The sequence below is a fragment of the Arthrobacter sp. NPDC058192 genome (genome assembly GCF_042883665.1).
Taxonomy (GTDB): Bacteria; Actinomycetota; Actinomycetes; order Actinomycetales; family Micrococcaceae; genus Arthrobacter.
Genome location: NZ_JBHVVJ010000022.1, coordinates 1 through 14385, shown reverse-complemented (window position 1 = coordinate 14385; position 14385 = coordinate 1). Strand labels below are relative to the sequence as shown.

Annotated in this window: 13 protein-coding genes; 3 read left to right on the top strand and 10 right to left on the bottom strand. The window is 67.0% G+C overall.

The window, feature by feature from the left end; genetic code table 11:
- Positions 1-80 precede the first annotated feature (80 nt).
- Both ACFVVK_RS18910 and ACFVVK_RS18905 read right to left on the bottom strand, forming a co-directional pair.
- Positions 81-1199 carry a histidinol-phosphate transaminase gene (locus ACFVVK_RS18910; protein WP_390270506.1) on the bottom strand — a complete coding sequence of 373 codons (1119 nt, stop codon included), beginning with the start codon at positions 1197-1199 and terminating at the stop codon, positions 81-83.
- Between the two features lie 67 nt (positions 1200-1266).
- The gene (locus ACFVVK_RS18905; protein WP_390270504.1) at positions 1267-1668 is read right to left on the bottom strand and encodes a LysM peptidoglycan-binding domain-containing protein; all 402 of its coding nucleotides are present in this window, start codon (positions 1666-1668) and stop codon (positions 1267-1269) included.
- A 352-nt stretch (positions 1669-2020) separates the two neighbouring features.
- Between ACFVVK_RS18905 and lexA the strand changes: the two genes are divergently transcribed.
- Positions 2021-2770: a transcriptional repressor LexA gene (lexA, locus tag ACFVVK_RS18900; protein WP_390270501.1), complete on the top strand. Its 750-nt coding sequence runs from the start codon at positions 2021-2023 to the stop codon at positions 2768-2770.
- Positions 2771-2772: 2 nt separating this feature from the next.
- Here lexA and ACFVVK_RS18895 read toward each other — a convergent pair whose 3' ends face one another.
- A complete protein-coding gene (locus tag ACFVVK_RS18895) occupies positions 2773-4914 on the bottom strand; it encodes an ATP-dependent DNA helicase (protein WP_390270498.1) in 2142 nt (713 codons plus the stop codon).
- Positions 4907-6529 carry a GTPase HflX gene (gene hflX, locus ACFVVK_RS18890; protein WP_390270495.1) on the bottom strand — a complete coding sequence of 541 codons (1623 nt, stop codon included), beginning with the start codon at positions 6527-6529 and terminating at the stop codon, positions 4907-4909. Before hflX ends, ACFVVK_RS18895 begins: the two co-directional genes overlap by 8 nt.
- A 598-nt stretch (positions 6530-7127) precedes the next feature.
- On the opposite strand from hflX, the gene ACFVVK_RS18885 reads away from it, so the two are divergent.
- On the top strand, positions 7128-7742 hold the full coding sequence (locus tag ACFVVK_RS18885; protein ID WP_390270492.1) for a class I SAM-dependent methyltransferase: 615 nt from the start codon (positions 7128-7130) through the stop codon (positions 7740-7742).
- Here ACFVVK_RS18885 and dapF read toward each other — a convergent pair.
- The 6 genes from dapF to ACFVVK_RS18855 all read right to left on the bottom strand — a co-directional run bounded on the left by dapF (position 7723) and on the right by ACFVVK_RS18855 (position 13606).
- Positions 7723-8676 carry a diaminopimelate epimerase gene (gene dapF / locus ACFVVK_RS18880; protein WP_390270489.1) on the bottom strand — a complete coding sequence of 318 codons (954 nt, stop codon included), beginning with the start codon at positions 8674-8676 and terminating at the stop codon, positions 7723-7725. The genes ACFVVK_RS18885 and dapF overlap by 20 nt on opposite strands.
- Before the next feature lie 51 nt (positions 8677-8727).
- On the bottom strand, positions 8728-9693 hold the full coding sequence (miaA, locus tag ACFVVK_RS18875) for a tRNA (adenosine(37)-N6)-dimethylallyltransferase MiaA (protein WP_390270486.1): 966 nt from the start codon (positions 9691-9693) through the stop codon (positions 8728-8730).
- 4 nt (positions 9694-9697) lie between these two features.
- On the bottom strand, positions 9698-11308 hold the full coding sequence (gene miaB / locus ACFVVK_RS18870; protein WP_390270483.1) for a tRNA (N6-isopentenyl adenosine(37)-C2)-methylthiotransferase MiaB: 1611 nt from the start codon (positions 11306-11308) through the stop codon (positions 9698-9700).
- A 54-nt stretch (positions 11309-11362) separates the two neighbouring features.
- Positions 11363-11890 carry a regulatory protein RecX gene (locus ACFVVK_RS18865; RefSeq protein WP_390270620.1) on the bottom strand — a complete coding sequence of 176 codons (528 nt, stop codon included), beginning with the start codon at positions 11888-11890 and terminating at the stop codon, positions 11363-11365.
- Positions 11891-12095: 205 nt separating this feature from the next.
- The gene (gene recA, locus ACFVVK_RS18860; protein WP_390270480.1) at positions 12096-13148 is read right to left on the bottom strand and encodes a recombinase RecA; all 1053 of its coding nucleotides are present in this window, start codon (positions 13146-13148) and stop codon (positions 12096-12098) included.
- Between the two features lie 221 nt (positions 13149-13369).
- Positions 13370-13606: a DUF3046 domain-containing protein gene (locus ACFVVK_RS18855; RefSeq protein WP_390270477.1), complete on the bottom strand. Its 237-nt coding sequence runs from the start codon at positions 13604-13606 to the stop codon at positions 13370-13372.
- Positions 13607-13647: 41 nt separating this feature from the next.
- Between ACFVVK_RS18855 and ACFVVK_RS18850 the strand changes: the two genes are divergently transcribed.
- Entirely contained in the window at positions 13648-14163 is a 516-nt protein-coding gene (locus tag ACFVVK_RS18850) for a MarR family winged helix-turn-helix transcriptional regulator (RefSeq protein ID WP_390270473.1), read from the top strand.
- Positions 14164-14385: the final 222 nt, after the last annotated feature.

Genomic DNA, 14385 nt, shown 5'->3' with positions numbered 1-14385 from the left:
TTGGAAGAAGGCAGGAGGCGGGCTCAGTGGCAATGCTGCGCGCCAAGACTCTGTGACGGGGCGCTGGCTCCCCATCAAGTTTAAGCCCGCGGCTGGGCGGGAGTGTTCAGGATGCGTTCAAGGGCTTCAAGGAAGGCTGTGGTTTCCGTCTCCGTGCCTGCGGTCACGCGGAGATGCCCGGGGATGCCGACGTCGCGGATGAGGACCCCGGCGTCCAGCAAGCCCTGCCAGACCTCGTGGGGGTTCTCGAGGCCGCCGAAGAACACGTAGTTGGAGTCGGAGGCGGCCGGCTTCAGGCCCAGCCGGGTCAGTTCGGACACGATCCGGTCGCGCTGGCGCTTGATGTCGGCGACGTCCGCCATGAGAGCCACCCGGTGGCGCAGGGCGGCCAGGGCCGTGGCCTGGGTGATGGCAGACAGGTGGTATGGGAGGCGGACCAGGCGCAGGGCGTCGGCGACCTCCGGGGCCGCGGCCATGTACCCCAGGCGGGCCCCCGCCAAGGCAAAAGCCTTGCTCATGGTGCGGGAGACAATGAGCCGCTCCCGGCCCGGCAACAGTGCGAGGGCGCTAGGCGTGCCGTCGTGGGCGAACTCGTGGTAGGCCTCGTCGACGATCACGATGGTCTGGCTGGCCTCGCCGGCGTCGTAGACTGCCTCGACCACATCGGGCCCGAGTCCCGTACCGGTGGGGTTGTTCGGGGAGCACAGGAAAACGATGCTGGGCTGAAGCCCGCGGACCTGGCGGGCTGCGGATTCCGCGCTGAGCCCGTAGTCTGCCGCCCGCGTCCCGACGATGTATTCCGTATCCGTGCCGGACGCCAGCAGCGGGTACATCGAGTACGTGGGAGGGAAGCCGAGCGCTGTACGGCCGGGACCGCCGAAAGCCTGGAGGATTTGCTGCAGCACTTCGTTGGAGCCATTTGCGGCCCAGATGTGCTCCGCGCCCAGACCGTGGCCGAGGTACTCGGCGAGGGCCTCCCGCAGTTCCGTGAACTCCCGGTCCGGATACCGGTTCAGCCCGGCGGCGGCGGCGCTGACAGCCTCGGTGATGGCCGCGCGGACATCGTCCGGGACGCCATGGGTGTTCTCGTTGACGTTGAGCAGGATGGGGACGTCGAGCTGGGGCGCGCCGTAAGGGCGCAGGCCACGCAAATTGGTTCGAAGGGGCAGTCGGTTGAGGCGCTCAAGCTGGTCAGTCACGTGACCAGTTTAAGTGGAACCGGCACGGGCGCTGAAACTGTGACAGCCAGGCGGTGTTCCAAGGTGGCTAGTTCGACGGGACGAACAGCTGCTGGCCCGGCATCACATGCGCGGCATCGAGGTTGTTCAGCTGCACGATATCGGCCACGACGTCGCGGGGATCGCGTTCCGGGGCCACGGAACCTGCGATGGCCCAGAGCGTCTCCCCCGGCTGGACTGTGACGGAGATGGCGGGCGTCACCGTCAGCTGGTCCGCGGAATCCGCCGCCTTGGCCGGAGCAACGAGGAATCCGCTGAACGACAGGATGAGCGCCGCCAGCAGGATCAGCGGGACACCAAAAAAGACGAAGCGTCCGCGCCGAGTCAGGCGCAGCGGCGGCTGCTTTGATCGGCCGGCGGAGACCGAAAAAGCGCTGCGGGCAAAAGAGCCGGGAACCAAACTGGCGTGGGACGCGCTTGCTGCTGACATGAACTGAGCCCTCCTGGACCATACGGTGCCGCCCGGCGTGCTCCACTTACCGCCGCCAACCGGCCAAACTTTCGAACATAAAACCGAACGATCTGTTCGACTCCCCAAACTCTGAATCGAACACATCTTCGAATCCTGCTGGTTCTGTTTTAGCACTTAGTAACGAACGATGTCGAGACTCGCTAGAACAAATGTTTGAAAAAGCTCTGCGGCTGGCCTACTTTTGAGGGGTAGACAACCACTTGTGAACTCGATCATTGGTAGTTGATCAGCAGGGTCTGACATTTCAGGCCTGGTGTTCCCGGTGACAGTAGCCACGGCGACCGGGCGGAACGGAAAGGCATTGGCGAACATGGCAGCACAAGCCACCGGCGGACGGGCAACCTCACGGAGCGCCCAGCCCGCACGGGCCCCTAAGAGCCTCACCGTCCGCCAGAAGAAAATCCTGGAGACCATCCAGCGTTCGGTCACTGACAACGGCTACCCGCCGTCCATGCGCGAAATCGGCGATACCGTCGGGCTCGCCAGCCTGTCGAGCGTCACCCATCAGCTCTCCCAGCTCGAAAAGCTGGGCTACCTGCGGCGCGATCCGAAGCGCCCGAGGGCGATGGAAGTGCTGATGCCCCTGACCCTGGACGAGGGGCCCGCCTCCATCTCGGGTGTCGGGAAGTCCAGCGGCCTCCGCACCGTCGGAGGGCTATCCGTCACTGAACTGGCCAGCGCCACCGACACGGCCATGGTGCCGTTTGTCGGACGCATCGCGGCCGGTGGGCCAATCCTCGCGGACCAAGTGGTGGAGGACGTCATGCCCCTCCCGCGCCAGCTCGTGGGCCACGGCGAACTGTTCATGCTCAAGGTAGCCGGCGACTCGATGATCGATGCCGCCATCTGCGACGGCGACTGGGTGGTGGTCCGCCGCCAGGGTGACGCCGTGAACGGCGACATCGTTGCCGCACTGCTGGACGACGAAGCCACAGTCAAGACGTTCCGTCAGCGGGACGGGCACACCTGGCTGTTGCCGCAAAACACCCAGTACGAGCCCATCCTGGGCGACCACGCCGTGATCATGGGCAAGGTCGTCTCGGTGCTGCGCTCCCTTTAGCGCTAGGCCTTCGCGGCGTCCTTCGCAAGGCGCTTGAGGGCGGCCACGGCGATGGACGGATCGGTGGTCGGCCAGAAGGGCGGAAGCGCGGCCCGCAGGAAGCCGCCGTAGCGCTCCGTGGACAACCGTGAATCAAGCACCGCCACCACTCCCTTGTCCGACGTCGAACGGATCAGGCGGCCGGCCCCCTGGGCGAGCCGGATCGCGGCGTGCGTGGCAGAGACGGACATGAAACCGTTGCCGCCGGACTGCGCAACGGCGCGCGACCGAGCCGTCATCAACGGGTCGTCAGGCCGCGGGAAGGGGATCCTGTCGATGACCACCAGCCGGCAGGACACCCCCGGAACGTCGACGCCCTGCCACAGTGACATGGTGCCGAACAGGCACGTGTCCGGCTCGTCGGCAAACTGCCGCACAAGCGCCGTCATGCTCGACTCCCCCTGGCACAGGATGCTCATGCCCAGCCGCGGCCGCATGGCGTCAGCGGCTTCCTCGGCCGCCCGCCGGGACGAAAACAGGCACAAGGCGCCGCCGCCGGAGGCACGGATCAGCTTCTCCAGTTCGTCCAGGGCCTCCGGCGAGGTTCCCCGGCCGGGTTTGGGCAGGTGCTGGGCAACATAGAGGATGCCCTGCTTCGGATAGTCGAAGGGCGATCCGACGTCGACGCCGGTCCAGCACGGGGCGCCGCTGCCCACAAGGCCGAGGCCGCCGGCCGCAGGCTCGAAGGCCGCCCCGATAGCCAGCGTCGCCGACGTCAGGATGACGGTGTGGTCGGCGAACAATCCCTCACGCAGGCGCCCCGCAACGCTCAGCGGAGCAACGTTGATCAAGGCCGGCGCGCTATCGTCGGGCTGGGAGTAGCCTTGCGCCGGATCAAAGGTGCTGTTGCGGGAGAACCACACCACCTCACGGTTTTCCCGCGCGGCCAGGAGCCGTTCGCAGAGTTCCAGGATGACCATCAGCCGGGAGCGAGCCAGCTGGCGGCCGCCGTCGGCCGTTGTGGAGCTGTCCCCCTTGGAATCGGACAGCGCGGCACGGCAGGCGTCGCGCAGCTGGTCGATGCAGTCCAGCTGTTCCGTGTTCAAACCGTTCGGCATCAGCCCGCTGGGGACTCCGGCAAGGGCCAGTTCCAGATGGGACGCGGCATTGTTCAGCGCGTCCACGGTGATGCCGGTGTGCTTCCGCGCCCCGGAGGCAGCGGCGTGCACCATGGCCACGGAGAGCTGGCCGGAGACCGCGCCGGTGACGCGGTCCTGCAGTTCGTGGGCCTCGTCCACCACCACGACGTCGTACTCGGGCAGGACCGCCAGGCCTTCGAAGGCGCTGACGGCCAGCATGGCGTGGTTGGTGACGACGACATCGGCGTCCGCGGCGTTCTGGCGGGCCAGTTCGCTGAAGCACTCAGCAGCGTGCGGGCACTTTTGCGCGCCCAGGCATTCCATGGAGGTGACGGAGACCTGTCGCCAGGCCCGGTCCGTGACCCCGGGCATCAGTTCATCCCGGTCCCCCGTGGCCGTCTCCTCGGCCCACTCGCGCAGGCGGACCACTTCCTTGCCGAGCTGGGAGGACGGGCCCCCGAGCGCGGCGGCGAAGTGCGGCACGCTGGTGTCCTCGCCAAGGGAAAACAGCTGCCCCTCGGAGGGTTCTTCGGACGGGAAGCCGCCCTCGAGTTTGTGCCGGCACACGTAGTTGGCCCGGCCCTTCACCAGGGCGACCTTGACGGGGCGCTCCAGGGCGGGCGTGATGGTCTTCAGCAGCCTGGGCAGGTCCCGGCCAACAATCTGGGTTTGCAGCGCCAGGGTGGCGGTGGAGACCAAGGTGGGCTTGTTGCTGGTCAGCGAGTGGGCGATCAGTGGAATCAGGTACGCCAGGGATTTGCCGGTGCCGGTACCGGCCTGGACCAGCAGGTGGTCGCCGCTGTCGATCGCGCGCGCCACCTGCCGGGCCATTTCATGCTGTCCGTCGCGGCTCTGGCCGCCCATGCCGGACACGGCACGGTCGAGCAGTTCAAGAACGAACTCCTCGCCGCCCCCGCCGTCGGCGTCCACCGATTTTGCCTCCGCCGTGTCCGCGTCCGTGTCCGCGTCCGCGGTTTTGCCGTCCGTACGGTCAGCGCCAGCTTTGGTCACCGCAGCCTCAGTCATTGCTGATGAAGGGATCCAGTTCAGCGGCCAGTCCTTCACGGACCATCACCACAGCGCGGGTCCCGGTTTCCTCGTGGTCCAGGCTCAGGATCTCGGCGTCGGAATCGTGCAGCTTGCTGAGCAGGTCCCCGCGGTTGTACGGGATCAGCAGCTCAAGCTTTACGCTGGGCCGCGGGATGCCGTCACTGATGGCCTTCAGCAGTTCCGGAATGCCCTCACCCGTGCGCGCCGAGACCACTACGTGCCGCGGTTCGCGCTGCTTGAGCCGTTCGACCACGAACGGGTCGGCGGCGTCGGCCTTATTGAGGACGATGATTTCCGGAACCTTCCGGGCGTCAACTTCGCTGAAAACAGACCGGACGGCGGCGATCTGGCCTTCCGGATCGGGGTGCGACACGTCCACCACGTGCAGGATCAGGTCCGAGTCGGCCACCTCTTCCAGGGTGGAGCGGAACGCCTCCACGAGCTGGGTGGGCAGCGAGCGGACAAATCCCACGGTGTCCGCCAGTGTGTAACCCAGGCCGTCGGCCGTCTCGGCCTTGCGCACCGTGGGGTCCAGGGTAGCGAACAGGGCGTTCTCCACCAGCACGCCGGCGTCGGTCAACCGGTTCAGCAGCGAGGACTTCCCGGCGTTGGTGTACCCGGCGATGGCGACCGACGGGACGGCATTACGACGGCGGTTGGCGCGCTTGGTCTCCCGGGCCGGCTTCATGGCAGCGATTTCACGCCGCAACTTCGCCATCCGGGTGCGGATCCGGCGGCGGTCCAGTTCGATCTTGGTTTCACCGGGACCACGCGAACCCATGCCCGCTCCGGCGCCGCCCACCTGGCCACCAGCCTGGCGGGACATCGACTCGCCCCAGCCGCGCAGGCGCGGGAGCAGGTATTCCAGCTGGGCCAGTTCCACCTGCGCCTTGCCTTCCCGGCTCTTCGCGTGCTGCGCGAAGATGTCGAGGATCAGCGCCGTGCGGTCGATCACCTTGACCTTGACGATGTCTTCCAGGCCGCGCCGCTGGGACGGGGCCAACTCGGCATCGACCACCACGGTGTCGGCGCCGGTGGACATCACGATTGCTTTGAGTTCCTGCGCCTTGCCGGATCCAAGGAAGGTTCCGGGATCGGGTTTGGACCGGCGCTGAACGAGCCCGTCGAGGACCTCCGAGCCGGCCGTCTCGGCGAGGGCCGCCAGTTCGCGCAGGGAGTTCTCGGCATCGGCAAGGGTGCCTTCAACCCAGAGTCCTGCCAGGACGACGCGTTCGAGGCGCAACTGCCGGTATTCGACCTCGGTGACGTCCTCGAGTTCAGTGGACAGTCCGGCCTTGCGCCGCAACGCGTGGCGCTCCTCGAGGTCCTGCTGGTCGCCGTCGAAGTTGGTGTACACCTCGTCCAGGCGCGAGATGGCCTGCGCCTTGCCGAGCAGGCCCTTCTGGCCGTCGGCGTCGGCACCGCTGTCGGCGCCGCCTTGCGTGTCCGCACCGGCGGCGGAGCCGGCCCTGCGGCCTGCGCCCGGGGCGGGAGTGTCCTTGGAGAGGATCCGGTCGATGACAGCCTGGATCTCCTCAGGACTCATGTCCTGGGCGGCTGAATCGGGTCCGGTGTTGGGGTGGCTGGTCATGGTCTCCTTTGAAGGTTCGGCTATTTCAGAATAGTGCCCATTGTTGCTCTGTGGGGCGGTATTCGCGCTGGGCTGACGGCGGGGGGTCATGCGGGCCTCCGGGAATGCCCGCGGCAACGGTGCCGACGGGCAGGACTGGCTCCTGACGGAGCGGTGGCTGGGTAGGGAGAGGCGCCGGACGCGCCTGGCGTGAGGAAAGAGTGAGGCAGTTGCCGTCCGCCGTGACGGAAAGATGCAGCGCCGGAGATTCAGCGCCGGCGATACAGTGGCGCAGATGCAGTGCCGCAGGAAGATGATGCTGCGGAAAGACTGTGCCCAGATCGACAGTGCCAAATTGAGCGGCTGGATTCCAAGTGATTCGGGCGCCAAGTGGATAACTCACTTTGTGGTGGCGCTCGGAGCGGAAGGCATGTACCTGCGTCGCTGCGGAACGGGGCGGTGCTTAGGGCCGCTAGGACCCTGCTGTGAGGGAAATCGCGGAAACGGCCAGGCCCGTGCCGGCTACTTGGAGATCAAGATCATGACTTGTAGCCTAGCAGACGCCGGCGCTGCCCCCCGGTTTCCCAATCCGGCGGACCGCCAACTAATCTGGCCCATTATGGAGTCTGCACACTATTTCAGCGCCCAGCCCGCCGGGCCTTTCACCCGCAAACCGCTCACCGTGGACCTTGCCGGTGAGACGCGCCAGCTGCAGACTTCCTCAGGAATCTTCAGCCCTGACGGAATCGACAAGGGAACGGCCGTCCTGCTGGCCGACGTCCCGGCTCCCGCCCCGCAGGGCAATCTCCTCGACATCGGCTGCGGCTGGGGCCCGATCTCCCTGACCATGGCCCTGCGGGCACCGCACGCCAAGGTGTACGCGGTGGACGTGAACGAACGCTGCGTGACCTTAACCAACGAAAATGCCGGGCTGCTGGGCCTGAACAACCTGACTGCCTGCACGCCGGAGGCCGTGGACCCAGATCTGCGCTTCGACACCATCTGGTCCAACCCGCCGATCCGGATCGGAAAGGACGAGCTGCATGCCCTCCTGCGCTTGTGGATTCCCCGGCTGGCACCGGGTGGGTCCGCGTGGCTCGTAGTCCAAAAGAACCTCGGCTCGGACTCGCTGCAGCGCTGGCTTGCGGCCGAACTCGATTCCAGCTTCAGCGTGACCCGCGAGAGCACATCAAAGTCGTTCCGGATTCTTCGGATCAGGAAAGCGTCCCACTAGCCACGATCACGGCCGGACCGCTGAGTTCGACGTGTTCGTGGCCTTCCGGTCCGACGAAGAATTTCACGCCGACGATGCCGCCGGGCACGTGAACGTTCCAGGCGTCCGGGGCGCCCTGGCCGGCCCAATGACGGATGGCGACGGCGGCGGCGCAGGCACCGGTGCCGCAGGACTGGGTCTCCCCCACTCCGCGTTCGTGGACCCGCATGGTGATGGTCCCCGTGCCCTCGTGGACCAGAGGCTCGGAGGGCACAACAAACTCGACGTTGGTGCCGTGAGGCGGCGTCGGGTCCACCCGCGGGGCCGTGAACAGCCGGGTGGCCTCGAGCTCGGCAGTTTCGGCCAGGGCCACCACTGTGTGCGGGTTGCCCATGCTGACGGAAAGGGCCGGCCGGGCGACCTCCAGTCCGTCGGCGCTGACGAGCGAGTCCATGGCCCGCGCTGTCGCCTCGCCCGGGAAGATGAACTCCCACGGGCCCATGTCGACGGCGTAACCGGCTGCGGTCCGGACGATCGTCTTCACGCCGCCCCGGGTGCCGATGACGAGTGAGCCGCCGGCCGGCAGGTTAACCAGGCCTTCGGTGATGAGAAAGTGCACAAAGACGCGGACGCCGTTGCCGCACATCTCAGACAGTGAACCGTCGCCGTTGCGGTAGTCCATGAACCATTCTGCGTCAGGGTGCAGAGCCAGCAGCTCCCGGCCTTCGGGCAGGAACCGGGAGGGCACCGCGCGGATCAGCCCGTCTCCGCCAATGCCGCGGTGCCGGTCACAGAGCGCCGCAACGTGCTCGGGGCCGATGGACAAGGTGCCGTTCGGGTCGGCAATCAGGACAAAGTCGTTGCCCGTTCCGTGGCCTTTGGAAAACTTCAGGCCGCTGAGGGCAACGGCATTGCCGGCGGTACGCTCAGCGGCTACGGTCTGGGGTTCGTCCATGCTCCAAGGTTACCGTTTTGCCCGGACAGCTCCGTCACCGTGACAGGACCGCTACGCCCGCGGCAGAACCGGCGGAAGCACCGGCGGCGTCCGGCACAGGGCAGCGGCCCGCGCCAGCAGATCGGGGTCCTGCCAGTCCAGCCACGTGACCCTGGGATCGGCACGGAACCAGGTCAGCTGGCGGCGCGCGAATTGCCGGGTGGCGATGATGGTTTCGTCGGCGGCCTGTTCCACCGTGGAGTGGCCGTCGAGAACACGGAGGAACTGGGCATAGCCCAGGGCGCGGGGCGCTGTCTTGCCGTGGCGGAGTCCGGCGGCGTCCAGCCGGCGGACTTCCGCCAACAGCCCCTGGTCCACCATCGAATGCACCCGGCGCGCCAGCCGCTCGCGGAGCAGTTCCCGGTCTACCTCGAGGCCGACCTGGACGGCAGGCTGGAAGTACTCGCGGGCGGGCATGAAGGAGCTGAAGGGACGGCCGGTCAGTTCGAAGACCTCCAGGGCGCGGACAATGCGCCGGGCATCGCCCAGCCTGCCCGCGGACGCGGGGTCCACGGCTTCCAGCCGTTCCCGCAACGGTGCCGGTCCCGCCGCCTGAAGCTCCAGCTCCAGCCGGCGGCGGATCTCCGGGTCCGTGCCGGGAAACTCCAGGACGTCCAGCGCCGCGCGGACATAGAGTCCGGATCCACCTGCCAGGACGGCCCGCTTGCCCCGGCTGTGGATGTCGCGGATCAGGCCGCGGGCCTGCTGCTGGAAGTCTGAGACGCTGGCTTCCTCGGTCACGTCCAGGATGTCCAGGAGGTGGTGCGGCACTCCCCTGCGTTCGGCGTCGGTGATTTTGGCGGTGCCGATGTCCATGCCGCGGTAGAACTGCATGGCATCGGCATTGATGACTTCGCCGCCGAGCTCCAGCGCGAGCGAGACGGCAAGATCGGACTTGCCCGAGCCGGTGGGCCCGACGACGGCGATCACCGGCTTGTCGTGTGGCGTCCCAGGGGCAGTGCCTTGCGGGCCCGGCACGGGGCTAACGGCCGCGGACCGGCAGGCTTGGCATGCCCAGCGACACGCCCGTCCTTCCCGGGGCGCCGGTCTTGCCTCCAGGGCCAGCCGGGGCGCCGCAGGAGTCGGCCTGGGAACGGTCCCAGGCGTCGCCGGCACGGGAACGGCGCAGGCTGTAGTCGTCGGCCGTCGCGGGGTCGGCGATCAGGTGGAACGCGCCCGCTTCGGTGATGGTCACGGTCACCAGATCGCCGGGCCGGGGCACTTCGGCGCCGGCGGGCACGGAGAAGTGCACCAGCCGCTGGTCCTGGGAGCGGCCGGAGAGGCGGTGGGTTTCCTCGGCTTTGCGGCCCGACTGGGCGGTGACCAGAACTTCGACGCGGCGGCCGAGCTGGCGTGCGTTTTCCTCCGCCGCGATCCGGTCCTGGAGGGCTGTGAGGCGCTCGAAGCGTTCCTGGACCACGGCTTTGGGCAGCTGGTCCGGCAGGTCCGCGGCGGGGGTCCCCGGGCGCTTGGAGTACTGGAAGGTGAAGGCGGTGGCGAACCGGGACTTCTCGACGACGTCGAGCGTGGCCTGGAAGTCGTCCTCGGTCTCGCCGGGGAACCCGACGATGATGTCGGTGGAGATCGCGGCGTGTGGGATTTTCTCCCGGACCTTGTCCAGGATGCCGAGGAACTTGGTGGATCGGTAGGACCGCTTCATGTCCTTGAGGACCTTGTCCGAACCGGACTGCAGGGGCATGTGCAGCTGGGGCATGACGTTCGGGGTCTCCGCCATGGCGTCAATGACGTCGTCGGTGAAGGCCGCCGGATGGGGGCTCGTGAAGCGGACGCGCTCGAGGCCCGGGATTTCACCGCACGCGCGCAGGAGCTTCGAAAAGGCCTGCCGGTCGCCGAACTCGACGCCGTAGGAATTCACGTTCTGACCCAGCAGGGTTACCTCAATGGCGCCGTCGTCCACCAGCGCCTGGATTTCGGCCAGGATGTCCCCCGGGCGACGGTCCTTTTCCTTGCCGCGCAGGGCGGGGACGATGCAGAAGGTGCAGGTGTTGTTGCACCCGACCGAAATCGAGACCCAGCCCGAATAGACGGAGTCGCGCTTGGTCGGAAGAGTCGAGGGGAAGACGTCGAGGGACTCGAGGATCTCCAGCTGGGCCTCGCTGTTGTGCCGGGCGCGGTCGAGCAGTGCCGGCAGGGCCCCGACATTGTGGGTTCCGAAGACCGCGTCCACCCATGGAGCCTTCTTCAGGATGGTCTCCCGGTCCTTCTGCGCGAGACAGCCGCCGACGGCGATCTGCATGCCGGGGTTCGCTGCCTTCACCGGGGCCAGGATGCCGAGGTTGCCGTACAGCTTGTTGTCTGCGTTCTCCCGCACGGCGCAGGTGTTGAAGACCACGACGTCGGCCAATTCGCCGGCGGACGGAACGTAGCCCGCGGCCTCCAGCATGCCTGCCATCCGCTCGGAATCGTGCACGTTCATTTGGCAGCCGAAGGTGCGCACCTGGTAGGTACGCGGCTGGGCGGGCCCGGAACTGTGCCCTGCGGCTGCGGCCTCTGTGCTGGCGGTCGGAGACGCTGCTGGGGAGGCTGATTGAGACGTGGTGCCGGCTGCCGGGGAGGGAATGGTAAAACTCACCTGTTAAGGGTAACGGGTCGGCACGATGGCTTGCGCAGGCCGCCGGCTAGGTGCTCAGTCCCCTGCCGCGGCGCTGCCGGCAACGGCGTCGAGCACGTCGCCGACAATGCGGAAGGCGAGCGATGGCGGGTATCCCTTGCGGGCCAGCATGGACGCGAGCCGGCGGGTGACCTTGTCGCGTTCCGCACGGTCCTCACCGCCGGTGAAACCTCGCAGCTTGCGCTCCACGAGCTCGCGGGCGGCGGCCTCTTCGTCGGCGTCGCTGAGCTGCTCCAGCGCGCCGGCAGCGGTTTCCGGGTCGATGCCCTTGTCCGCAAGTTCGCGCCGCAAGGCCCCCTTGGCAAGCTTGCGCGTCTGGGCCCGGCTGCGGACCCACATGTCGGCGAATTCGGTATCGTCAACCAGCCGCACTTCCTCGAAGCGGTCCAGCACGGCCTCGGCTACGTCCTCGGGAACGTTGCGCTCGGCTAGTTTCCGCGAAAGCTCCCGCCGACTCTTGGGCGAATTCGTCAGTTGCCGCAGCACGATGGCCCGGGCAACGGCCGCGGGATCTGCCTCAGGATCGAGTTCCGGAGCCGGCACAGCGGAGCCGCGGGAACCGCGCGAGCCGTGCGAACTGCGCAAGTCGTGGGAACCGCGCAAGTCGTAGGAACCTCGCGAGTCGTGGGAACCGCGCGAGGTGCGTGAACCCCGCGACTCACGCCTGTCGGAACCGGCCGGGACGTCACTGGCGGCAGCCGGGTCGGGGTTCCACCGCTGGAACCCCGACCCGTTGCCGGCTCCGTCGCTAGAAGCCGTCAACGGCCTTCAGCTTCGGTGATTCCTCGGTTTCGGCCGTGGCCTTCACACCTACGCCGAGCTTTTCCTTGATCAGGCGCTCGAGTTCGGCAGCCAGCTCAGGGTTGTCGCGCAGGAAGCGGCGTGAGTTCTCCATGCCCTGGCCGAGCTGGTCGCCGTCGTAGGTGAACCAGGAGCCCGACTTCTTGATCAGGCCGTGCTCGACGCCCATATCGATGATGCCGCCCTCACGGGAGATGCCCTGGCCGTAGATGATGTCGAACTCTGCGATCTTGAAGGGCGGGGCCATCTTGTTCTTGACGATCTTGGCCTTGGTCCGGTTGCCGACCGAGTCCGCGCCCTCCTTCAGGGTCTGGATCCGGCGGACGTCGATGCGGACCGACGCGTAGAACTTCAGGGCCTTACCACCGGTAGTGGTCTCGGGCGAGCCGAAGAAAACACCGATCTTCTCGCGCAGCTGGTTGATGAAAATGGCGGTGGTCTTGGTCTGGCTCAGCCGTCCGGTGATCTTTCGGAGGGCCTGGCTCATCAGGCGGGCCTGAAGGCCGACGTGGCTGTCGCCCATGTCGCCTTCGATTTCCGCGCGGGGAACCAGCGCGGCGACGGAGTCGATGACGACGATGTCGAGCGAGCCGGAGCCGACCAGCATGTCCATGATTTCCAGGGCCTGCTCACCGGTGTCCGGCTGGGAAACCAGCAGGGCGTCGGTGTCAACGCCGAGCTTGGCGGCGTATTCGGGATCCAGGGCGTGCTCGGCGTCGATGAAGGCGGCGATGCCGCCGTTGCGCTGCGCATTGGCGACCGCGTGCAGAGCGACGGTGGTCTTACCGGAAGATTCCGGCCCGTAGATCTCAACGACACGGCCGCGGGGCAGTCCGCCAATGCCGAGGGCGACGTCCAGGGCGATGGAACCGGTGGGAATCACCTCGATGGGGGCACGGGTTTCATCGCCGAGCCGCATGATGGATCCCTTGCCGAACTGCTTGTCAATCTGGGCAAGCGCTGCTTCGAGCGCCTTCTGGCGATCCGGGGCTGCGGCCATGATTCACACCTCTAATACTTTCTCGCTGTGGAGTGGCCGTGTAGGCCCTTCGTCTGTCATCACTGACGCTACTGCCACCCTCCGACAAAGTTGCGGATGGGGGCCGCGTATGTGGAAAACGCTCTGAAAAAAAGCATATCCCTATCCGAACAGATATTCGAACAAGGGGGGCGGCGTGTCAGACGCGGTCCCCTGCGACGGTGCTCCAGGCGTTCCGGACGCTAACTGGGTCCGGCGTTGTCCCGGGGCTTGATATCCCGGCCGAGGCGGCGTTCGGGCGGAACGTCCTGGACATCGCAGACGGCCAGCCAGACCTGCCGGGGCGGGATGCCGGCACTGAGCGCCTGGTCCGCCGTGCGTCCGCCAACCCCGGCCAGGACCAGGGAGCTGCTCAGTACGCGGGAATATCCCGCACCGAACTCGTCGTCCATAAGCCGCCAAAAGTCACTGATTCGCACCAGTAAAGTCTCTCACGGCGCGGGACCCTAGAATGGTTGCCATGAGCAACCCACCCGACGCTGCCGGAGAGTCCGCCGCCGGAAACGCCGATCCTGATGTCGACAGCGCCCTGAACGACGTCGAAGACCAACTGAGCCTGCTGTGGCGCCGTGGCCGGTCTATTTCCCATCAGCTCTCACGCCAGGTCCATCCGGACATGGAGCCCGCCGCCTACGGGCTGCTCAGCGTGATCCGCAAGCAGGGACCCATCCGGCTGACCGAACTTGCCTCGTGCATCGGCGTCGGGAAGCCGTCGGTGAGCCGGCAGATCGCGTTCCTCGAGGGCCTGGGGCTGGTGTCGAAGGAAGCGGATCCCCTCGACAGGCGGGCGCAGTCCATCCGGCTGACCCCCGAGGGCGAGAAACGGATGCACGATGTCCAGGACGCCCGGCGGGAAGTGTTCCGGGAACGCCTGTCAGAGTGGCCCGCCGAGGACCTGCAGGCACTTGCCACTTACATGGCGAAGCTCAACGCCACCTACGAACGCGACGGGTTCCCCCGGGACGATTCCGCCTGACGGCGTGCTTGAAACTCAGCGCTGTTAAGTCAGCCCTGTGAACTCGGTGCTGTGAGGTCGGCGCTGAAAAGGCGCTGCTGCACCGGTGCGCGAAAGGACCCCCGCCCGGTGGGCGGTTTCTAGGGGCCGTTGCAACACCTGTTGGTTAGGTGGTTAGTAGTAAATCACGCAGACGCTCGGCTGGAGTTTTCCAGCCGAGCGTTTTGCGTGGGCGGCCGTTGA